This is a genomic window from Exiguobacterium sp. s36, from assembly GCF_018618345.1.
Classification (GTDB): Bacteria; Bacillota; Bacilli; order Exiguobacteriales; family Exiguobacteriaceae; genus Exiguobacterium; species Exiguobacterium chiriqhucha.
Genome location: NZ_JACSLW010000004.1, coordinates 246,757 through 268,803, shown reverse-complemented (window position 1 = coordinate 268,803; position 22,047 = coordinate 246,757). Strand labels below are relative to the sequence as shown.

Below are 22,047 nucleotides of genomic sequence, written 5' to 3'. Positions count from 1 at the left end.
ATGGCAATCCATGTAGTAATGTTCCAACCAGAAATTCCGGCGAATACAGGTAACGTCTCGCGCACATGTGCCGCGACGAATTCGGTGCTTCATTTGATTCGTCCTTTAGGTTTTTCGACAGACGATAAAATGCTCAAACGCGCCGGGCTCGATTATTGGCAGTTCGTAGACGTACGGTATCACGATTCGCTTGACGAACTGTGGGCCAAGCACCCGGACGGAGAGTTCTTCTACATTACCAAGTACGGGGAACAGTACCCGAGTGACCTCGACGTGTCTGCGGTCGACAAAGACTATTTCTTCGTCTTCGGACGCGAAACGAAAGGGTTGCCGATGGAAGTCATCGAGAATAACCTTGACCGTTGCATCCGCTTGCCGCAATCGAACCTCGTACGATCGCTCAACGTCTCGAACACGGCGGCGATTATCGTCTATGAGGCGCTCCGCCAACAAGGATATGCTGGGTTGAAATAAAAAAAGAGCCGGATTCGTGAGAATCTCGGCTCTTATTGATTACCTTCAGGTTTTCTGTTGTATCCAGCTGTAAAGATAGCTGCGAGGAAGACGACGCTGATTCCGACCATTAGTAACAAACCCATCTGAAAATCCCCCTTTTGTTCTCCGTGACTACAAATATTATAATATACTTGATAATAGATTTGCACTGAATATGAGAAATTCTTGTGAAATTGGAGCCGATATGAAAACAAACGTGTACTTGTTAAGCTATGCCCCGTTGATTGGGATTATTCTGTTCTCGATGTCGCTTGCGATCGCCACGAGCGAGTATGTGATTCAATGGTTGACCCGTGTCGGTGTCTACAGCGAGATTATCGCGCTGTTGTCCGTCCAAGAGTCAAAAGTGCTCGTGCTCGTCGTGTTCTTTACCATTTACTTCATGCTGTTCAGCGCCTTCAAGCTCGTGGCCGACACGTTCAATCAACTCGGATTCGCCTTCTTCGCGCGTGAGACGAACGGCAGCTCGCTCCATCGTCTCAAGCCAGGGGCGACGATTTTCTTGGTCGGATCGGGAATCAGCTTCTTGTTCCTGAACTCGCTCCTTGCCGTCATCGCGGTATTGCTCGGCACATTCGTCCTCTATTTGTTCTATTACATATGGCAAGTCAGTCAGTTGATGTCGACGTTTCGGGCGATCGGTCTGCTCTTGATTCAAGCGATGATGTGGGCCATCTTGTTGAGCGGCCTCGCTTGGGCGATGCTCCGCTTGTTTAACTCGGTCGGGGATATCATCCTATGACGGTGAACATGACGATTCCCCTCATGCCGACCGAAGAAGTCGTCCGGGCATGGATGAGGTCGATGGTGCCACCGATGGACTTGTTCATGGCGGATGAGAGCCTGGTTGCGCTACTTGGCACAGATGAGAACGTCTTGATTGTCCCGCGAGCGGAATTCGACGTCCATCCGTCTTATCGGGATATTCGACTCGCCAACGCCTATACATATTGGACCATCGACCGCGAGGCCGCCTTTGTCTTGCATGCGCCACCTGGTTGGATTGCCACATTACCGCCAGCAGTGAGGAGCGAGTTGCTTACCTATCAAGTCACGGTCGGACGGGGGCTCGTTTTCCCGGCGGCTGACATGGAGATCGATTCGTTGGCGACTTCGATTGTGACGGTAAACGGTGTGCCGTATCTCATCTTACATCAGTCAGCCTTTCAGGTGATGCCAGACGAGATGCGTCGTCAACTGACGTTTGAGTACGCCAAAGCCTGGGACGAGTGGACGGCGAGTTCTATTCCCGATACTTGCCCTGACCATGTGCGACGTTTTGCCAACACTTTCCCGGTCACGTCAGGCAGCAATTGCCTCGCGGCCACGCTGTTCGCGGTGACCGGTGCCGAATGGATGGCCACGCAATGGGTCCATCCTGGCACGTTCCTCCAGACACTCGGTCAGGCCGGTTACATGAGAACCGATTCGGGACTGACCGAACGAGGGGACGTGCTCACGTTCGTCGATGAGGCAGGGCGGGTCCAACACGCGACGTACTGCATCGGCGCCGGGATCTTCTTCAACAAGAACGGACAGACGCTGTTCAATCCGTGGAAACTGATTCAACAACATGAACTGTTCGAGGAATGGGGAAATCACACGTGCCATACGTATCGACGATTATAAAAAGCCAGGGACAGCGATGTCCCTGGCTTTTTAGCGATGCGCCTCCGTCCAAACGATAGCAGGATAGGCTCGGTTGGCGAGCTCCGGGAACGGCCGCGGCGTGTCGGCGCCGAGCCAGATGGCCGTGATCGTCTCATCGGTTAAGCCGACGTACCACATGTCTTTATGCGAGTTCGTCGTGCCGGTCTTTCCACCGATATAAGGCGCTTTGATTTGGTTGGCGTAACGTCCTGTCCCGTATGTGGTGACAGCGGACAACGCCTCCCGCATCGTCGTGACGGTCGCTTTCGACCAGACGGCTTGCTTCCTCATGCTTGGCGTGATTGTAACTGCGCCCGACTCGAAGCGAATCTGTTTAATCGTCTGGCCGGACACGTACACGCCTTGGTTGAGAAACGGGGTATAGGCGGCGGCGAGCTCTTTGGGCGACACGCCTTGGGTCAACCCGCCGAGTGCGCTGGCGAGACTGTTATCGGTCTTAGCGTCCCACTGGCTGAACATCATGTCCGCCGTCGTATACGCTACTTCTTGATCGATTGCGGTGAAGGCGGCGAGCGCCGGCGTGTTGTAGGAATATGCGACCGTATCACGGAACGATACATCACCGAGGACACGATTACCGCTATTCGTCGGACAATACGTCCCGTAACATACCGGCCGACCGTCGAGGATGGTATCGAGTTTCGCTCCGGTCTCTTCTATATAGGGCGCAAACACGAGGACAGGCTTGATGGCCGACCCAGGTTGGCGGAACGCTTGCGTGGCCCGATTGAATTCACCCGATTGGGTCATCTCTGAATCGACGAGGGCGATGATGCGTCCGTTCGGCGTCAGCTCGGCATAGCCGCCGTTCAAACCGTTCGGCAATTTCGTCATGACTTGTTTCGCCTGTTGTTGCCGGGCGACGGACAGATGCGTCTCGATTGTCGCTTGATTGGTCGCCAAGTAGTCTCTGGCGGCCTCTTCATCGAGGTCGTAACGCGAGCGGACGAGTCGGATTGCCTCTTTCATGACCGTATCCATATAATCGGGATATCGGACGACGTGTTGACGATACGTCGCCGTCAGCTTCACCCCGTGATGCGTCTCATACGCTTGTCTCGATATGACGCCGGCATCACGGAGCTGGGTGAGGATTCGATCTTTACGCTCATAAAACGATTCCGATGGATCGAGCGGATCATATAAAGATGGATTGTTCGGAACGGTTAACAGGAAAGCGATTTGATTCCAGTTCAAATCTTCGAGCGGACGAGCGAAATACGTCTCGGCCGCCGCTTGAATCCCGTAAACGTTATGTCCGAAGAAGATGACGTTGCTGTAGGCCGTCATAATTTCTTTTTTACTATATTGTTTTTCAAGTGCCCGGGCGAGCAATAATTCCTTCACTTTGCGCTCGTAAGTCCGCTCGTGCGTCAAATAGACGTTCCGGGCGAGCTGTTGGGTGATTGTGCTCCCGCCCTGGCGCGAGGATTCATTGGCGTTATTGATGAAAGCCCGAGCGATACCGCCGAGGTCATATCCCGGATGGGCGTTAAACTTGCGGTCTTCGATGGTCATGATGGCTTCACGGAGGTGGGCCGGAAAGCGCGCGACAGAGACGTCATCGCGACGACCGTTCAAATAGAGCCGTTCCGTCCCGCCTTTGTACGTCAACGTGACGGCATGTTTCGACGCGAGCGGGGTCGCGTTGACCGTCTTTTCACCCCACGTCATAATCTGTTTCGCTTGCTCAATCTCTTCTTTTAACGCTCCGCTGATCGTCCCGCCGACGGCTAACAGTCCAGCAAAAAATAGTGTCCCAATCCACGCTCGCATCGTCTCACCTCTCTCTTCATACATTATATCGTCAATCTTTCAAAAAAATTCAAAATGTAAACGTTATCATATAATAATTTGGGCAGGAATACATTAGGAAATAGAGAAAGAGGGTAATAGATGATTATATTATGAATTTAGGAGGCTGTACTATGAAGCAAGAAATGGTTGCGATGCTCCTCGCAGGAGGAGAAGGGAAACGACTCGGGCCTCTCACACGGAAGACGGCAAAACCTGCTGTCAACTTTGGAGGGAAGTACCGGATCATTGATTTTCCATTATCGAACTGTACCAATTCGGGAATCACGACGGTGGGCGTGTTAACACAATATGAGCCGCTAGAATTGAACCGTTACCTAGGCATCGGGTCAGCCTGGGACTTGGACCGCCGCAACGGAGGCTTGGCCATCTTACCGCCATACCAAGCACAGTCGGGAAAAAACTGGTACGAGGGTACGGCCAATGCGATTTATCGGAACTTGAGCTATATCGACGACTACGATCCGGAGTACGTGCTGATCCTATCGGGGGATCACATTTACAAGATGGACTATGAGAAGATGCTCGATTTCCATAAAGAGAAGCAAGCCGACGTCACGATTTCGGTCATGGAAGTTCCATGGGACGAGGCGCCGCGCTTCGGGATTTTGAATACGAGCGACGATCTTCGCATCAATGAGTTCGACGAGAAGCCAGAGAAGCCGAAGAGCAACTTGGCCTCGATGGGGATTTATATCTTCAACTGGAAAGTACTTCGGGAGCATTTGATTCAAGACGCAGAAGATGAGACATCAAGTTTCGACTTTGGTAAAAACATCATTCCGAACACACTCCTTGACGGCTTAAACGTGTTCGCTTATAAATTCAAAGGCTACTGGAAAGACGTTGGAACAATCCAATCGCTTTGGGAAGCCAACATGGACTTGCTCGAAGAAGATCCACCGTTCGACCTTTACGATCCGAACTGGAAAATCTATTCGGTCAACCCGAACCAAACACCGCAATTCATCGGGAAAGATGCGTGTGTCGAACAGTCGGTCATTAACGAAGGCTGCCAAATCGAGGGCGAGGTCCAACATTCGGTCTTGTTCTACGATGTACGTGTCGGTGAAGGCTCGCTCGTCAAAGACTCGGTCATCATGCCGGGAGCACGGATTGGAAAAGATGTAACGATTCATCGAGCGATCGTCGCGAGCTGTGCCGTCATTCAAGACGGGGCGACAGTTGGCGAGCCGGGTGGTGAGATCGTTGTCATTGAACCACATGAAAATATCGAGAGCGGCACAGTCTTCAAACAACGTGTTTGATTTAAAAAAAGACCGACGCAAGGAGGCGTTACTGTTGACGAATGATTTGTTAGGGATCATCAACTTAGGAACTGAAGAGGGCTTATTTCCTGAATTCACGGGGCACCGCAATTTAGCGGCTGTCCCGTTCTCAGGGCGTTATCGCCTAATTGACTTTACATTAACGAACATGATCACCCAAGGTATCAACCAAGTTGGTATTTTCACACTTGATAAATACCGTTCACTCATGGACCACTTGGGATCAGGGAAAGAATGGGATTTAGACCGCTCACAAGGTGGCCTGCACATCTTCCCGCCGGCACTCAAGCCTGACGGAGAAGCATACCTCGGCGATTTGGCCAACTTCTCGATGCACCGCGAACATTTCGTGCGCAGCAAGCAACCGTATGTGGTCATCACAGGTTCGAACGTGTTGACGACAATCGATTTCCAAGACATGCTCGAGCACCACAAATCGATGGGGGCGGACATCACCCTCGCCTATACAGGACATGAACAGAAATGTGGCTATTGCCGTCCAATCCGCCTCGGCGAGAATGACCGTGTCGTCGGCATCGGTGAGCGCGGATACAGCCCGAGCGATGAGTATACGTATACGGAGACGATTGTCATGTCGAAAAACCTGTTCCTTCGTCTCGTCGATGAAGCGACATCAAAAGGAGAGTACGACTTGCTCGACGGTGTCATCCGTCCGCAGCTGCACCGCCTTCACGTTCACGGGTATCACTATACTGGCAAAATGCAGGTGATTCACTCTGTACTTTCATACTATAATGAGAGTATGCGCTTACTTCGTCATGAGGGAATCATTTACGACTTCCCGCACATCTATACGAAGATTAAACATGAGCCGCCGACGCGCTATTTGAACGGGTCGAAAGTGAATGAGGCGCTCGTCGCGAACGGGTGTAAAATCAGCGGCGAAGTCCAAAACAGTATTCTCTTCCGCGGTGTCGTCGTCAGCGAATACGCCCGCGTCAAAAATTCAATCATTCTATCCAAATCGATCATCGAAGAAGGTGCTGTCGTCGAGAACGCCATTTTAGATAAAGAAGTGGTCGTCAAACGAGGACAAGTCATTCGTGGTACGGTCGATGAGCCGATCGTAATCGGAAAACGGACAACGGTGTAAGGGGGATATTATGAAAATATGGTATGTCGCTTCAGAAGCGGCACCGTTCATGAAAACGGGGGGGCTTGCCGATGTCATCGGCTCGCTCCCTCAAGCGGTGTCTAGCCTTGGTGAAGAAGTGAGTGTCATCATGCCGAAATATGGCACGATCGCTCAAGAATACGTAGATGAGATGGAGTACATGTTCGATCTGATCGTTCCGGTCGGCTGGCGCAAGCAGTTCGGTGCCGTCCTCAAGCTTGAACGCGATGGAATCACGTATTACTTCATCGACAACGAATATTACTTCAAACGAGAAGGCGTGCTCTATGGCCATTACGATGATGCCGAGCGCTTCGCATTCTTCTCTCGTGCCGTGCTCGAGATGATCGGGAAGCTCGAAGCGGAAGACGTACCTGACGTGCTCCACTGTCATGATTGGCAGACCGGTGTCGTCCCAGCCTTCTTGCGGATCCATTATCAACATATCGAGGCGTATCAACGCATTCGTACCGTCTTTACCATCCATAACCTGCAATATCAAGGCATCTTCCCGGAAGCGGTCCTCGGCGAGTTGTTACAGTTCGGTCCGGAACACTTCACGGCGGAAGGGATTCAACATAACGGTCTCGTCAACTACATGAAGGCGGGTATCGTCCACTCTGACCAAATCACGACGGTCAGCCCGTCTTATCGCGATGAGATCATGGAACCGTATTACGGAGAGGGACTCGATGCGACACTCCGTTACCGGTCTGTCGACGTCCGAGGCATCTTGAACGGCCTCGATTTGGCGACCAATGATCCGAGCACGGACAAGCGCATCGCCCAGACGTACAATCTCGATACAGTCAAAGAAGGGAAGCTCGCCAACAAGCGTGAGCTTCAAGAGCGGTTCGGCCTCGAGGTACGTGACGATGTCATGTTGATCGGCTTCGTCAGTCGACTCGTCGAACAAAAAGGTCTTGATTTGATTGAAGCGGTGAGTGAGGAGCTCGGGAACTTGGACTGTCAGTTCGTGTTCCTCGGGTCGGGTCAACCGGAGTATGAGGGCATCGTCCATCACATGACGGCGTCGCACCCTGGCAAGGTCGGGTCGTATATCGGTTTCGATATCGAACTCGCACACTTGATTTATGCCGGATCGGACGCATTTCTCATGCCGTCCCGCTTCGAGCCGTGCGGTCTCAGCCAGCTCATCTCGATGCGTTACGGGACGCTCCCGATCGTACGAGAGACGGGAGGACTGCGCGATACGGTCAAACCGTATAACGAATACACACAGGAAGGCACAGGCTTTGGTTTCTTGAACTATAACGCCCACGAGATGCTCGCGACGATTGAGAAATCGATTCGTGTCTTCTATGATGATAACAATTGGAACGCGCTCGTCCATCAAGCGATGACCGCGGACTTCAGCTGGAAACAATCTGCGAAGCAATACCGTGAGTTGTATCACCTATTTGCATGACCGGAAGGAGTTTTACACACATATGTTTACAGACAAACAGAGCTTCGTCACTTCATTCCAAAAGAGATTTGTCGCATTAAACGGGAAGTCGTTTGATGAAGGGACCGAGCAGGAAGTGTATCAAACGTTGGCAACGATGGTGCGTGAGCAGGCAATCCCGAAATGGATCAACACCCGCGACAAACAAGAAGAAAAACAGAGCAAACAAGTCATTTATTTCTCACTTGAATTTTTGCTCGGTCGTTTTCTGTATAACAATTTGCTCAGTATGGACGTCCTCGAAGTCGTGCAAGAGGGTCTCGATGAACTCGGATTCAACTTCACCGACATCACCGAGTATGAGCCAGAACCAGGTCTCGGCAACGGCGGTCTCGGCCGCCTAGCCGCTTGCTTCCTCGACTCGCTCGCAGCGCTCAGTCTCCCAGGGCACGGAAACGGGATTCGCTACCGATACGGCTTGTTCAAACAAAAAATCGTCGACGGCTATCAAGTCGAGTTACCAGACAACTGGCTTCGTGACGGGAACATGTGGGAGACGCGCCGTGCCGATCGAGCCGTCGACGTCAATTTCGGTGGTTGGATCGAGATGCGGCAAATCGGCGACCGGCTTCGCGTCGTTCACCATCCGGATGAAGTCGTTCGAGCGGTACCTTACGATATGCCGATCATCGGCTACAAAAATGAGGTCGTCAATACGCTCCGTCTTTGGAACGCCGAGTCACCGTTTGACGACGAGGAGTACATGGAACGGACGAAAGGTTCGTACAAAGACCTGCTCAAACACAAACAATCGATTGCGACCATCTCTGAGTTCCTATATCCGGACGACACGACATACGAAGGAAAAGTGTTGCGTTTGAAACAACAGTACTTTTTCGTCTCGGCGGGCGTCCAGTCGATGATCGCGTCTTACTTACGTCATAATAAATCCTTGAAACACCTCGGCGACCATTATGCCGTCCATATTAACGACACACATCCGGTCGTGGCTATCCCTGAACTCATGCGGATTTTGATGGACGACCACGGTTACGGGTGGGATGAAGCGTGGCGCGTGACGAAGAGCGTCATGTCGTTCACGAACCATACACTCCTCGCCGAAGCGCTTGAGAAGTGGCCGGTCGAGATGTATGAGCGGTTATTGCCGCGTATTTATCAAATCATCACGGAAATCAATCGCCGTTTCTGTAAAGACGTCCTCGTCAACTACCCGCATCTCGAGCCGCATATGGGCGAGATTGCCATCGTGTCGAACGAACACATCAACATGGCGAACCTTGCCGTCGTCGGCTCACACTCGACGAACGGGGTGGCCCGAATTCATACGGACATCCTGAAGCAGCGTGAGATGCGTCACTTGTATGAGATGTTCCCACTTCGGTTCAACAACAAGACGAACGGTATCACGCATCGACGCTGGCTCCTCAAGTCGAACCCACGTCTCTCGAACTTGATTACCGATGCGATTGGTCCATCGTGGATCGAACATCCGAACGATCTTGAGAAGTTGATGGGTGTCTCCAAAGACGCGAGTTTCCAAGAGCAGGTCATGAACGTGAAACAACAGAACAAACTGGATTTGGCCGGCTATATCCAAGCCGAGACGGGCATCGCCGTCGACCCAAACTCGATTTTCGACGTCCAAGTCAAGCGGTTGCACGCCTATAAACGTCAATTGATGGACGCGATGCACATTCATGCGCTCTATCAAAAGATTCAAGCCGATCCGACGTTCACGATGGTCCCACGGACGTTCATCTTCGGGGCGAAGGCGGCACCAGGGTATTATTACGCCAAAGAAGTTATTCGATACATTAACGCGCTCGCAGCTATGATCAACAATGACAAACGGGCGAGCCGCTTCATCAAAATCGTCTTCCTCGAGAACTATCGCGTCTCGATGGCCGAGCGCATCTTCCCTGGTTCAGACTTGAGTGAGCAAATCTCGACAGCGAGCTATGAGGCGTCAGGTACCGGCAACATGAAGTTCATGATGAACGGGGCGCTCACCATCGGGACGCTTGACGGGGCCAATATCGAGATTCGCGATGCGGTCGGCGACGACCACATCTTCATCTTCGGATTGACGCCGCAAGAAGTCATGAACTATAAGAAGTTCGGCGGTTACCATGCGGCCGACATCTACCATGCGAACATGGAAGTGCGCAACGTCGTCGACGCGCTCGTCAACGGGACGTTCGACAAGGTCGGGGAATACCAATTCCAAGCGATCTTTGATTCGCTTCTCGTCTATAATGACGACTTCCTCGTCTTGAAAGATTTCGCGTCATACATGCAGGCACAGCGTCGTGTCGATGAAGTATTCGCCGACAAGGCACGTTGGGCCGAGAGTTCGATTGTCAATACGGCCAAATCGGGTATTTTCTCGAGTGACCGGACCATCACAGAATATGCGAACGCCGTTTGGAACATTAAACCGACGAGCGTTAAATAAAAAAATCCACCCGTTACGGGTGGACCTTGTTTTCTGGATAACTAATCCAATCAGAGTAAGAGCCGGGGTACAGACGCACATCGTCTTTACCGAGGGCGTGTAGCGCCAAAATGTTGACGCAGGCAGTGACACCGCTCCCACAATAAAAGATGGGATTCGGGACATCGAGGACGTCGGCGTAATGCTCTTTCAAATCATGGAAGTCTTGAAGCGTCCCGAGGTCGGTGACGGCCTCGGTATATGGGCAAAGCACGGCGTTCGGGATATGCCCGGGCTTGCGGTCAATCGGTTCATGGCTGCCGTCGTAACGGTCGGCCGTTCTTGAATCGTATAACCCACCAGTGACGGTGGCGGCGCGTACGTCTTCAATCGTCGCGATCATCTCGTCTTGGAAGACGGGTGTATAGTCGGAAACGGGATAGGACGGGACGTCCGTCGTCGTCTCCCCGCAGTAAGTGATGCCGGATTGGATGCCGCCTTCGAGCACGATGACGCGCTCATGGCCGGCCCACTTAAATAACCACCACGCACGAGCGGCGAACGGGAAGCCGTCGTCGTAGATGATGACCAAGTCATCGCGTTGAATCCCGATGCGGCGGAGCGTTTCGGTCCATGCCTGTTTAGACGGCAGCGGATGGCGTCCGCCGTGCTCGGACAACGGTCCGGACAAGTCTTCCATCAAATCAAGGAAGACGGCGTTCGGCAGATGTCCTTGTCGATATGCATACTTTCCGTATGAGGCGTCATTTAATGAATAGCGGCAATCAATGAAGCGGATCGAGTCCGTATGGACGATGTGTTTCAATTCTTGGGCACGCATTGTTGGAAACATAGTATCACCTCGAAGTTTCGTTACTCCCATCGTATACAAGATGGAACAAATTGGCGAGTACTTCGATTGAATTTTTGAATGTCGAAAGGGGAACTGACCATGACATGGCAACAGACATATGACCGATGGAAACAACACGAGGCACTCGAGCCACATTTACGCGCTGAACTCGAAGCGCTCGAACAAGACGAGACATCACTCGAGGATGCCTTCTATAAGACGCTCGAATTCGGGACGGGCGGTATGCGCGGTGAAATCGGTCCAGGGGCGAACCGGATGAACATCTATACAATCCGCAAGGCGTCGCAAGGCTTTGCCGACTTTATCGCTGCATCGGGAGAAGAAGCGAAACGTCACGGCGTCGTCATTGCCCATGACTCGCGCCACTTCTCACCGGAGTTCGCACTTGAGGCGGCACGCACACTCGCCTCGAACGGGATTAAGACATACTTGTTCCCTAGTTTGCGAGCGACGCCAGAGTTGTCATTCGCGGTCCGTCACTTGAACGCGTTCGGCGGCATCGTCATCACGGCGAGCCACAATCCGCCTGAATATAACGGCTTCAAAGTGTATGGCGCCGACGGTGGGCAATTGCCACCAGCCGAGGCCGATGAACTCGTCTCGTACGTCAATGCCATCGAGGATGAATTGACGATTGCCGTCAAAGAGGAGGCACCGCTTCGGGCCGAGGGCACACTCGTCACGGTCGACTCATCGGTCGATGCAGCTTACATGGAAGCCCTCCAATCGATTCGGATTCATACGGACGTCCAAGGCGATCCGCTCAAAATCGTCTATTCACCGCTTCATGGGACAGGACGTCGTCCGGTTATGGAAGGATTGAAAGCATACGGCTTCGAACACGTCACCATCGTCGACGAACAGGCTGAGCCGGACGGGGCATTCCCGACGGTCAGTTATCCGAACCCGGAAGAACGGGCTGCCTTTGAACTCGCGATGCAGTACGGCGATCGCGTCGGGGCCGACTTGCTCATGGCGACGGACCCGGACGCCGACCGTGTCGGTTTCACGGTCCGTGACCGCAACGGCGAATGGTTCGTCTTGACGGGGAACCAGACCGGGGCGCTCCTTATGGATTACATCCTGTCTCAAAAAGTGGAGACGGGCACGCTTCCAACGAACGGTTTCGTTGCGAAGACGATCGTCACGTCCGAACTTGGGGCAGCCATCGCCAAGGCGTATGGGGTCCACCTCGAGAATACGCTCACTGGTTTTAAGTTCATCGGTGAGAAAATCAAGCAGTATGAAGAGTCGGGTCAGTATGAGTTCTTATTCGGTTATGAAGAGAGCTATGGCTATTTGATTGGGGACTTCTGTCGTGACAAAGATGCCGTCCAAGCGTGTTTGCTCGGCGCGGAGATGGCGGCTTTCCACAAACAGCACGGGCGCACGTTATACGATGCCCTTCAAGCCGTCTATGAGAAGTATGGCTTCTACGAGGAGTCGCTCCAATCGATGACGTTGAAAGGAAAGGCCGGTCTCGAACAGATCGGTCGCATGATGGAGGCGTTCCGCGCCAATCCACCGCAAGAAGTCGGCGGCTATGAAGTCGTCCGTTTCGAGGACTATAAGCAACAAGTCGCGAAAAACTTGCAGCAAGGCGAGACGGAAGCGATCGATTTGCCGTCGTCGAACGTGCTCAAGTTCATCTTCGAGGACGGCTCATGGTTCTGCCTGCGTCCGTCTGGGACCGAGCCAAAAATCAAATTCTATTTCAGTGTCCACGCTGATAGCGCGGAGAAAACGACCTTGAAACGGGAAGCGATTGAACGCGATGTCATGAAGCAAGCGAAAGCAATCGATTAATGGAAGACACCGCCCTGACGAGGGTGGTGTTTTTTGTTTGACAAGCTATGCCCCCCTCAGTATGATGAGTATATTGTTCATAACCATGTAATCGTATAAGGATTATCAGGAAGGCGGAAATTACTATGAAAAAATCATTAACAGCAGTCCTCGCAATTGGAGCATCGTTCGGGGTGCTCGCGGCTTGCGGGACAGAGACAGACAGCGGTTCAGAAGAAGCCGTCATCACAGTCGGGACAGAAGCGACGTACCCGCCGTTCACGTACAAAGATAAAGGTGAAATCACAGGGTATGACATCGACGTATTGAACGAAGCGGCCGAGCGTGCCGGTTACACGGTCGAATACGAGCCGATGGACTTCAAAGGACTCGTACCGGCTCTTGACGCAGAACGCATCGACATGATTGCCAACCAGATGAGCATCACACCAGAACGTGAAGAGAAATACGCGTTCTCAACGCCGTACGCGGTATCAGGTGCTCAAGTCATCGTCGCTTCGGACAACGAAGACATTCAAGGTATCGACGACCTGGACGGTAAAGTCGTCGGTTCGACACAAGGTTCAGTTTACGCTCAGCTCGCTGAAGAAGCCGGTGCTGAAGTGAAGTTCTACAAAGGCGCGAACCAAGTGCTCCAAGACCTTCAAGTCGGTCGTCTCGATGCGGCACTCAACGACCGTCTCTTCATCTTGACGGAGCTTGAGAAGACAGGTTACGACGTGAAAGCAGTCGGTGACGTCTTCAATAAGAGTGAAGCGGGCTACATGACGCGTCAAGACTCTGACGTACTCGAAGGCTTGAACGAGGCGTTGGCTGAAATGCAAGAAGACGGCACGATGGCTGAAATCGGTGAGAAATACTTCGGTGAGGACATCAGTCAATGAATGAACTGATCACGACCGTCATCGAGAACCGTTCGGCCTATATCGAAGCCGTACAATTGACGTTGATCGCCAGTATCCTGTCGATTCTCCTCGCCTTGGTGCTCGGTCTGATCATCGCTGTCTTGCACAGCAGTCCTGTCAAGGTCGTTCGTTTGTTCACGCGTACGTATATTTCGTTTTTCCGGGGCACACCGCTCCTGTTGCAATTGCTCATCTTGTACGTCGGTCTGACCGGTTTCGTCCAGCTGAGCGGGATGCAGGCGCTCATTTTTGGGTTAGGCCTTCACTTTGCGGCCTATATCTCGGAAGCGTTCCGGGCGGCCATCAATTCGGTCGACCGCGGACAAGTCGAGGCGAGTGTCGCCCTCGGGATTCCGCGTGCGAAGCGCTTCAAGGATATCATCTTTCCACAGGCGTTATCCCGTGCAATCCCACCGGTGTCCAACTCGGTCATCGACATCATCAAATCGACGTCACTCGGTTCGGTCATCGCCGTCCAAGAGTTGACGTACGTGTCAGACCAAATCGCAGCGACGACGTATCTCGTCATGCCGCTCCTCTTGTTCTCGGCATCGATCTATTGGATCTTGTCGACGCTCATCCAAGCGGGGCAGCATCGTCTCGAACGTCGGTATGCGATTCGCTGACACAAAAAAATCCCTTCGATTGGTTGCAATCGAAGGGGTTTTTGTATTAACGGATGACGAGTTCTGTTTCCGTGTCGAAGAAGTGAGCTTTCGTCATATCAAGTGCGAGTGTGACGTCGTCACCCATGTGGATGTTCGAACGTCCATCGATCCGTGCCGTGAACTGGTGGCCACCGAGTTCAGCGTACAAGTACGACTCAGCGCCCATGAGCTCGGCGACGTCGATGTGCGTGCGGAACGTGTGCGTCGTTGGCGAGTCGATGTAGATCGGCTCATCGTGAATTGATTCTGGACGGATTCCGAGCACGAGCTCTTTGCCGACGTAACCGCGGTCACGAAGTCCTTTCATTTTGCCTTCAGGGACATTGATTTCTTCACCGCCGACGAGGAACTTCCCATCAGCCAATTTTCCGCGGAAGAAGTTCATCGAAGGTGATCCGATGAAGCCGGCTACGAAGATGTTGTCCGGGTTTTCGTAAACTTCTTTCGGCGAACCGACTTGTTGGATGATCCCGTCTTTCATGATGACGATCCGAGTCGCGAGTGTCATCGCTTCCGTTTGGTCATGGGTAACGTAAATCGTCGTCGTGTCGAGACGGTTGTGCAATTGGATGATTTCTTTACGCATTTGAACGCGAAGCTTGGCATCCAAGTTTGAGAGCGGCTCATCCATCAAGAAGACTTTGGCATCACGAACGATGGCACGGCCGATGGCAACACGTTGACGCTGACCACCCGAGAGTGCTTTTGGCTTACGTTGAAGGTATTCTTCAAGTCCGAGGATACGGGCCGCATCTTGGACGCGACGGTCGATTTCATCTTTCGGGAACTTGCGAAGTTTCAAACCGAACGCCATGTTGTCATAGACACTCATGTGCGGGTAGAGGGCATAGTTTTGGAAGACCATCGCGATGTCGCGGTCTTTCGGTGCGACATCGTTCATGCGCTTGCCGTCGATGATGAAGTCACCGCTCGAAATTTCTTCAAGTCCCGCAATCATACGAAGCGTCGTCGATTTACCGCAACCAGATGGTCCGACGAAAACGATGAACTCACGGTCCTTGATGTGTAAGTTGAAATCGCTGACTGCCTTCGAGTCGCCACCAGCGTAGATTTTATCGATATGATTCAATTGAATTTCTGCCATGTCGTTAGCCTCCTGAGAATCTGTTCTTGTATAATAGCGCTTACAAGAATGATTATACGATGAAACCGCTTGCATCGAATATGTACACGTTGCACAAAAACGATTACTCAGATTTGTGCAACGTGACAATCAATTGGAGCAGACTGGCATCATAAAAGGTTCGGGCGTCATAACCGGTCGCTTCATAGAGGCGATCGAGCCGATAGTTGAGCGTGTTTCGATGCATGAATAACGCCTTCGCTGTATGCGACACGTTCAACGAGTGGGCGAACAACGCCTCCAATACATCGATTGTCGTCTTATCGAGCGACTCGACGACAGGGGCCGTCAGACGGGGACGTACATCAAAAGTCTCATGGCGTTGTAGTAAATAATGGTATAATAATTGACTAGCAGGGTAAGCTTTAGTAGAGAGCTTGGCGAGTGGGAGTAGCGCCTGATGCTGGTGATAAAGTGGCCCTAGGTCACCGAGAGGACGTGCGCTATAGACGACGTGCGCCTCGACGTAACAATCGCTCGCAATCGCCCGCAAGACGTCCTCGAACTCGGTCAGCTCGACGAACTGATCAGTCTCAATGATTTCAACGTGTGACCGGGTCATGAGAACAATCTCTGCTTCAGGCATAAAGTCAGCTAACACGTCTAAAAATTGTTCGAGCGCCTCAGCATCCTGATAATGCAGGACGAGTGACATGAGACGAAACGGCCGGGCGAACCGGTACGTGTCGGTGAGTAGTCGATCCTGCCATTTGGCTTGTCGGGGGTCGAGCCTTGTCAGTAGCGGGGTGGCGGACCATTCGAGCAACTGTCGCTCACGCTCCGTCAGCTCCAGCTTAGGGAGCCCGAAAACTGTGCCGTCCGGGGCTTGATACCAGCGGACTTCACTTGACGCTTTTTCTGACCGATGGACAGCCATTGGGAAAATCGATTTAATTCGTTCAAACGTAGTCAACACAATCACCTCTTCAATAAATGTATCATATTTCAGATCGGAGGCAGACAGTTTGGAGAGTCTAGTCAAAGTATTCATTATGATCGCCATCGGTGCGACAATCGGGGGAGTGACCAACTTCCTCGCCATCAAAATGTTATTCCGGCCCCATCATCCTAAATATATTGGGAAGATGCGCGTCCCATTCACGCCAGGCTTGATCCCGAAACGGCGCGATGAGTTAGCGACGAGTCTCGGTAAGACCGTCGTCAAACACTTGTTGACGCCGGAAGGGATGCGCAAGCGCCTGCTCGATGAACAGGTCGGTGGCCACATCACGTATTACGTCCAAGGCGAGGTACGGACGATGCTACGCTCGGATCAGACGATTCGGTCGCTCATCGAACCACTTTATCCGGATGCCGAGACTCGTGTCTTGGCAGAAGCGGACACGAAGCTCCGCCAAGAGCTCCGGCTCGTCCTCGCGGATGTGAAGACGCGTAAACTGTATGAGATTCTCGGTGAAGACGGCATGGACCGTGTCCGGGGTATCATTCCCGAAATAGTCGATACCTTGCTCGTCAAGTCGGAGGAATATTTCTATTCCGTCGAGGGAGAGGCCCAACTTCGACACATGGTCGACTCGTTCGTCCAGCGTCGGCTTGGGTTCATCGCCGGTTTCGTCCAGAACTTGAATTTTGTCGAGATGATTCGACCGGAGATTATCAATATTCTACGTGGCAGCTCGACGCGATCGGGTATGGCGGAAATGATTACACGTGAGTTCGAACGGTTCAGCGAACGGTCGGTCGACACGTTGCTTGACGACCGTCTCGAGGAACGGTTGATTGATGGAGTGACGACAGAAGTCGTCTCGCGCTTGCCGGTCGGGGAGTTGCTCGATCGGACGGTCCACTCGTACACACGGGACATTGAAGACCGCGTTGTCGACGAGCTCGTCCCGGCTGGAGTGCGACTTGTCATCACGCGTTTCACGGATCAAATGGAGACTGTCATGGACCGCCTCAAAATCGACCAAATCGTGCAAGAGCAGGTGAGCTCGCTCGATACATCGTACCTCGAAGAGATTGTTCTCTCGATCTCGAAACGAGAGTTCCGGGCAATAACATGGCTTGGCGCCTTGTTAGGTGGTATGATTGGGTTGATTCAAGGGTTGATTGCCATTATTTGAGGGGCACGCCCTAATAGTATTTAGGAGGACGTCACATGTCACAAACAAACTTGTACGATCATGCTTACCAATTGGAAAAAGCACTTCGCGATTCTGAGGAGTTCACAAATCTCTCTTCACTATACGATCGTGTCAATGCGGATGCAGAAGCGAACCAGTTATTCGCTGACTTCCGTGACATCCAAATGACGCTTCAACAGAAGCAGATGCAAGGCGAAGAAATCTCTGAACAAGAGATGATGGACGCACAAACGAAAATGATGGGCGTTCAACAGAACGAATTGATCATGGAGCTCATGCAAGAAGAGCAACGCATGCATCAACTCGTCACAGAAGTGACGAAAATTATCATGAAGCCACTTGAAGAGCTTTACGCTCCGATGGTCAATGATCACGAAGTTCAATAAGACGTAATGCGGATGGCAATCGAGCCATCCGTTTTTTTGTTGCCGAGATTGTCACGCCGGCGATGATAACGCTTACAATATACGTGGTATAGTAAGATTGTAGAATTATTCACAAGGAAGGGTGGACGTAATGGTCACCTTGGTGGTTTTAACAATCATGATTATCGGGTTTATTGGAGGCTGGCTCCGAGCCGACTTGGTTGCGCTCATCGGTCTCTTGTTGCTCGTCTTGACGAATCAATTGACGCCGGTTGAAGCAATGGCCGGTTTTTCGAATTCGGTCGTGCTCATGATTGCTGGGCTGTTCATTGTGGGGGCCGGCCTATTTCACACGGGTTTGGCCGAACGGTTAGGTGCTGCGCTTATCCCGTTCGCAAAAGGGAGTGAGGTGCGTCTTTTTCTCGTCTTGATGGTCACGGTGACGTTATTGTCGAGTCTCATGTCGAATACGGGGACGGTCGCCCTATTGATTCCGGTCGTCCTCGCCATGTCGAGACAGATGGGGACGAGTCCTGCCAAACTGTTGATGCCGCTCGCGTTCTTCTCGAGTATCGGCGGGACGATGACACTGATTGGGACGCCGCCGAACCTGGTGGCGGCTGAGACGTTACGGAACACGTCCGCCGGCACGCTCGGTTTTTTCGCGCTCTTACCAATCGGGCTCGTCATGGCAGTCGTCGGCCTATTCTATTTCTATGTCATCGGCAATCGGCTTCTCGGTACGAGCGATGTGCGCGCCGCGGCGACGCCACGCTTGGCGGTGCCGCACGTAAGCCTATTCGCCTTATCCCTTTCGAAAGGGCACCCATTAATCGGGCGGACGCTCCGCGACGTCAACTGGTCACGAGACGGTCTGATCGTCGTCGGCGAACAAGAAAAAAGCGTGACGCACCGCTTCGTCACGGCTCGCGCGGAAACACGTCTGATCGAAGGGAAAGTGTATGTCAGCGGAGCGGAGGCGGATGTCCGGCGGATTGCTGGAAGGGAAGGAGTGGCGGTCGAACAGGTCGACTTGAAGGCCGTCTACGGGAAAGCGGGCGGCGTTGCCGTCTTCACCATCCCGACGGATAGCCCGCTCGTCGGCCGTTGTTTATCGGATAGTCACTTGCGCAACGAATATCGGTTGAACGTGCTTCAAGTCATCCGTCCGAACGAAGAGATTGCCCTCACACGATTGAAAGACGTCCCGCTCGAGCGCGGAGATATGCTCGTCGCGCAAGGGGAGTGGGACGACTTAGAGCGAGCCGGGGACGAGACGGCCTTATTGCTCGCCAATGAGCGGGTAACCGATGTCGCGAACCGGGCTGTGTCGGAGCGTCATCAGCTGGCAGCGGGGCTGATTATGCTCATGATGGTTGCGCTCCTCGTCTTCGAATGGGTCGACCCGACCGTGGCGGTATGGCTCGCGGCGCTGGCGATGGTGCTCACGGGAGCCGTGCGCCACATGGACGTCGCCTATGAATCGATTCAGTGGTCCTCGCTATTATTGATTGCCGCGATGATTCCCGTCGGTCAAGCACTCGACAATGCCGGGATTATGACCTGGCTCGTCGCGTGGATCAGCGATTCGTTCGGTCAAGCCGGACCGGTCTGGGTGCTCGTCGCCATTTTCCTCGCGACGATGGGGCTCAGTCAAATCATCTCGAACACGGCGACGGCCGTCTTGTTCGCACCGCTCGCCGTATCGCTCGCCGCGGCGCTTCAAGTGAGTCCGGTCCCGTTCGTCGTTGCCGTCGCGATTGCGGCATCACTCGCATTCATGACCCCGTTCGGTTCACCGACGAACGCGATGGTGTTCGGAATCGGGGGCTACCGTTTCTTCGATTTCGTCAAAGTCGGCTTGCCGCTGCAAGTGGTGACAGCGGTCATCGCGATTTTCACGATTTTACTCATCTTCCCGTTTTGAAGGACATGTGGATCTCTCCGTTGAACATGTAAATAAATGCTAAATGATGAGGTGGAAAGACGATGTGGAAACGAATCGGAATCATTGTATGTGCACTCTTGCTTGCGGCTTGCTCGAATGAGGGCGAGCAATCGACACCGACGCTCGGGGCGGATGCCAAAGTAGCCAAGGCGTATTTAGAGGAGCAAGGCTATGACGTCGTCTCTTATAGAGGGAATAGAACGTCGAGTTTTGAAAAGGAAGATCTGCTTGAGTTGCCTACGGAAAGTACGTGGCAAGTCCAGACGACGCCGCCGGATGACTATATTGGACGTGACATTCGACATGAGTACTTTATCGTCCGCAACCATCCGCTCGATGACGTCGCAGAACTCGGCCAGACGAACGTCTCGGTCATGATGGTGGACGGCAAAATCATCGGCGGGACGTCATATCCGGATTCGGCCGAGCCGCTTACCGGATCGAGCTATTCACTCGATGGGAAGACGGCGGAAGAGCTGCATCCCGATTACACGGAGTGGCGCAGCGAGTGGGAAGCTAAATATAGCGAATGAACGAAAACGCCTCGGGATTCCCGAGGCGCTTTTGTTATGAGGCCGTGCCTTTCAGTTTTCCTGGCAGTTTACAGCGCTCGAAGTAGATCAGTTGGCCGCGACGTGCGATGCGGGCTCCCTTGTGGAGGTGCCCGGCTTCCTCGAGCAACGTGAGGCCTTTCGTTTTGGCCTCGTCATCGCTTGCCGCGGTAAATGAATCGTTCAAGACGGTCGTGCCGTCGTTCTCGAACGCTGTGATCGTATACTGTTCCATCCGTCTGCCCCCTTTTCTTTCATTGTACTGAATGGTCATTCATTCTTCAAGCGAAGGTTTTGTCAGCTCTTCGAACGTGAGCTGACGTGCCGTCTCTGTACGGGTGATTAAATCGGACACCGTCATCCCGATTAAGCGGACCGGTTCAGTGATTGCCATCTCGTCGAACAGGCGGCGGGCGAGCCGTTTAATCTCGTCGTGGTCGTGCGTCGGATGGTTCAGTTTGATTTGATGGCTCCGGGCCTGGAACTCGCTTGTCTTGATTTTAATCGTCACCGTCTGGCAGCTGAGTTCACGCCGGTCGAGTTGATGGAGCACATCTTCGATTTCCGGGACGACGCGTTCATATACTTCCTCCGGGTCATCGAGGTCGAATGCGAACGTCGTCTCGGAACCGATCGATTTGCGTTCCCGCGTCGGGACGACGGGGCGGAAATCACGGCCGTGGGCGAGTTCGTACAGTTGGGTGCCGCGGTCGTGGCCGAAGATGGCCTTAACCTGTTCGGGTTGTGCGCGCTGGAGGTCAGCAATCGTATGGTAGTCGTGTTTGAACAGCGTTTGGGCCGTCACTTTGCCGACGCCGTGCATCGTCGTGATGGGGAGCGGGGCGAGGAACGATTTGACATCGGCCGCTTCGACGACCGTCAGTCCGTTCGGTTTGTTGAACCCGGAGGCGATTTTGGCGACGAACTTTGACGGGGCGACTCCGGCCGAGGCCGTCAGCCCCGTCCGGCGCTTGATTTCGCCGAGGATATAGCGCGCGATATAAGGGCCGGACGTGCTCATAAGTGTGTTCTCGGTCACGTCCAAATACGCCTCGTCAAGCGAGAGCGGTTCGACGAGCGGCGTGATGGACTTGAAGATGGCCATCACTTGCTGGCTGACTTGCCGATAGACGTGAAACCGCGGTTTGACGAACGTCGCCTGGGGACAGAGAGCGAACGCACGCCGTGATGACATGGCGCTGTGAATCCCGTATTTTCTCGCCTCATACGAACAGGTGGCGACCACCCCACGGCTGTGGGGGGCGCCACCGACGATGACAGGCTTATCACGTAAATCAGGACGGTCCCGTTGTTCGACCGAGGCGTAAAACGCGTCCATATCGACGTGGATAATCAATCGTTCCATGTACATCACCTTTCTGTCTCATCTGC

General features: G+C 53.0%; 20 protein-coding genes. 14 read left to right on the top strand and 6 right to left on the bottom strand.

Translation table 11 applies throughout. The annotated features are described in order from the left end of the window. The 3 genes from trmL (at nt 1) to KNP95_RS11025 (ending at nt 2,145) form a co-directional block, all read left to right on the top strand. The gene (trmL, locus tag KNP95_RS11035; RefSeq protein ID WP_021066740.1) at nt 1-474 is read left to right on the top strand and encodes a tRNA (uridine(34)/cytosine(34)/5-carboxymethylaminomethyluridine(34)-2'-O)-methyltransferase TrmL; all 474 of its coding nucleotides are present in this window, start codon (nt 1-3) and stop codon (nt 472-474) included. A 226-nt stretch (nt 475-700) separates the two neighbouring features. Further along, complete coding sequence (locus KNP95_RS11030) at nt 701-1,258, top strand: DUF5366 family protein (protein ID WP_021066738.1); 558 nt, start codon at nt 701-703, stop codon at nt 1,256-1,258. After that, nucleotides 1,255-2,145, top strand: a complete 891-nt coding sequence (locus KNP95_RS11025) for a hypothetical protein (RefSeq protein WP_214837124.1) — start codon at nt 1,255-1,257, stop codon at nt 2,143-2,145. Before KNP95_RS11030 ends, KNP95_RS11025 begins: the two co-directional genes overlap by 4 nt. A gap of 30 nt (nt 2,146-2,175) precedes the next feature. Here KNP95_RS11025 and KNP95_RS11020 read toward each other — a convergent pair whose 3' ends face one another. Further along, nucleotides 2,176-3,963, bottom strand: a complete 1,788-nt coding sequence (locus KNP95_RS11020; protein WP_251138531.1) for a transglycosylase domain-containing protein — start codon at nt 3,961-3,963, stop codon at nt 2,176-2,178. 152 nt (nt 3,964-4,115) lie between these two features. On the opposite strand from KNP95_RS11020, the gene KNP95_RS11015 reads away from it, so the two are divergent. From KNP95_RS11015 to KNP95_RS11000, 4 genes are read left to right on the top strand one after another with little or no spacing between them, the layout of a single operon-like run. Further along, a complete protein-coding gene (locus KNP95_RS11015; protein ID WP_214837119.1) occupies nt 4,116-5,270 on the top strand; it encodes a glucose-1-phosphate adenylyltransferase in 1,155 nt (384 codons plus the stop codon). A 34-nt stretch (nt 5,271-5,304) separates the two neighbouring features. Further along, nucleotides 5,305-6,405, top strand: coding sequence for a glucose-1-phosphate adenylyltransferase subunit GlgD (gene glgD, locus KNP95_RS11010; RefSeq protein ID WP_214837116.1), 1,101 nt, complete (start codon nt 5,305-5,307; stop codon nt 6,403-6,405). A 10-nt stretch (nt 6,406-6,415) separates the two neighbouring features. Further along, the gene (gene glgA, locus KNP95_RS11005; RefSeq protein WP_214832574.1) at nt 6,416-7,855 is read left to right on the top strand and encodes a glycogen synthase GlgA; all 1,440 of its coding nucleotides are present in this window, start codon (nt 6,416-6,418) and stop codon (nt 7,853-7,855) included. A 22-nt stretch (nt 7,856-7,877) separates the two neighbouring features. Beyond that, nucleotides 7,878-10,310: a glycogen/starch/alpha-glucan phosphorylase gene (locus KNP95_RS11000; RefSeq protein WP_214837113.1), complete on the top strand. Its 2,433-nt coding sequence runs from the start codon at nt 7,878-7,880 to the stop codon at nt 10,308-10,310. A gap of 13 nt (nt 10,311-10,323) precedes the next feature. On the opposite strand, the gene KNP95_RS10995 is transcribed toward KNP95_RS11000, so the two are convergent. Further along, on the bottom strand, nt 10,324-11,142 hold the full coding sequence (locus KNP95_RS10995; protein WP_029595991.1) for a sulfurtransferase: 819 nt from the start codon (nt 11,140-11,142) through the stop codon (nt 10,324-10,326). A gap of 99 nt (nt 11,143-11,241) precedes the next feature. On the opposite strand from KNP95_RS10995, the gene KNP95_RS10990 reads away from it, so the two are divergent. The 3 genes from KNP95_RS10990 to KNP95_RS10980 all read left to right on the top strand — a co-directional run bounded on the left by KNP95_RS10990 (nt 11,242) and on the right by KNP95_RS10980 (nt 14,500). Further along, the gene (locus tag KNP95_RS10990) at nt 11,242-12,969 is read left to right on the top strand and encodes a phospho-sugar mutase (protein WP_214837110.1); all 1,728 of its coding nucleotides are present in this window, start codon (nt 11,242-11,244) and stop codon (nt 12,967-12,969) included. Nucleotides 12,970-13,094: 125 nt separating this feature from the next. Further along, nucleotides 13,095-13,853, top strand: coding sequence for a transporter substrate-binding domain-containing protein (locus tag KNP95_RS10985; RefSeq protein WP_214837107.1), 759 nt, complete (start codon nt 13,095-13,097; stop codon nt 13,851-13,853). Next, entirely contained in the window at nt 13,850-14,500 is a 651-nt protein-coding gene (locus tag KNP95_RS10980; RefSeq protein WP_214752337.1) for an amino acid ABC transporter permease, read from the top strand. The genes KNP95_RS10985 and KNP95_RS10980 overlap by 4 nt, the downstream gene beginning before the upstream one ends. A gap of 46 nt (nt 14,501-14,546) precedes the next feature. On the opposite strand, the gene KNP95_RS10975 is transcribed toward KNP95_RS10980, so the two are convergent. Then, a complete protein-coding gene (locus KNP95_RS10975; protein ID WP_214720281.1) occupies nt 14,547-15,647 on the bottom strand; it encodes an ABC transporter ATP-binding protein in 1,101 nt (366 codons plus the stop codon). Between the two features lie 103 nt (nt 15,648-15,750). After that, entirely contained in the window at nt 15,751-16,602 is an 852-nt protein-coding gene (locus KNP95_RS10970) for a PucR family transcriptional regulator (RefSeq protein ID WP_214837104.1), read from the bottom strand. A gap of 76 nt (nt 16,603-16,678) precedes the next feature. Between KNP95_RS10970 and KNP95_RS10965 the strand changes: the two genes are divergently transcribed. From KNP95_RS10965 to KNP95_RS10950, 4 genes are all read left to right on the top strand, one after another. Further along, nucleotides 16,679-17,770, top strand: coding sequence for a DUF445 domain-containing protein (locus tag KNP95_RS10965; RefSeq protein WP_214720286.1), 1,092 nt, complete (start codon nt 16,679-16,681; stop codon nt 17,768-17,770). 35 nt (nt 17,771-17,805) lie between these two features. Beyond that, on the top strand, nt 17,806-18,177 hold the full coding sequence (locus KNP95_RS10960; RefSeq protein ID WP_021066724.1) for a YlbF/YmcA family competence regulator: 372 nt from the start codon (nt 17,806-17,808) through the stop codon (nt 18,175-18,177). Nucleotides 18,178-18,334: 157 nt separating this feature from the next. Further along, nucleotides 18,335-20,083 (top strand): SLC13 family permease, encoded by a 1,749-nt coding sequence (locus KNP95_RS10955; protein WP_251138529.1) that lies wholly within the window; start codon nt 18,335-18,337, stop codon nt 20,081-20,083. Nucleotides 20,084-20,145: 62 nt separating this feature from the next. Further along, nucleotides 20,146-20,637, top strand: coding sequence for a hypothetical protein (locus KNP95_RS10950; protein WP_214837100.1), 492 nt, complete (start codon nt 20,146-20,148; stop codon nt 20,635-20,637). A 34-nt stretch (nt 20,638-20,671) separates the two neighbouring features. Here the strand turns inward: KNP95_RS10950 and KNP95_RS10945 are convergent, their stop codons facing one another. Then, complete coding sequence (locus KNP95_RS10945; RefSeq protein WP_214720277.1) at nt 20,672-20,890, bottom strand: YhzD family protein; 219 nt, start codon at nt 20,888-20,890, stop codon at nt 20,672-20,674. A gap of 39 nt (nt 20,891-20,929) precedes the next feature. Then, nucleotides 20,930-22,021: a DNA polymerase IV gene (gene dinB / locus KNP95_RS10940; RefSeq protein ID WP_251138528.1), complete on the bottom strand. Its 1,092-nt coding sequence runs from the start codon at nt 22,019-22,021 to the stop codon at nt 20,930-20,932. Between the last annotated feature and the right edge of the window lie 26 nt (nt 22,022-22,047).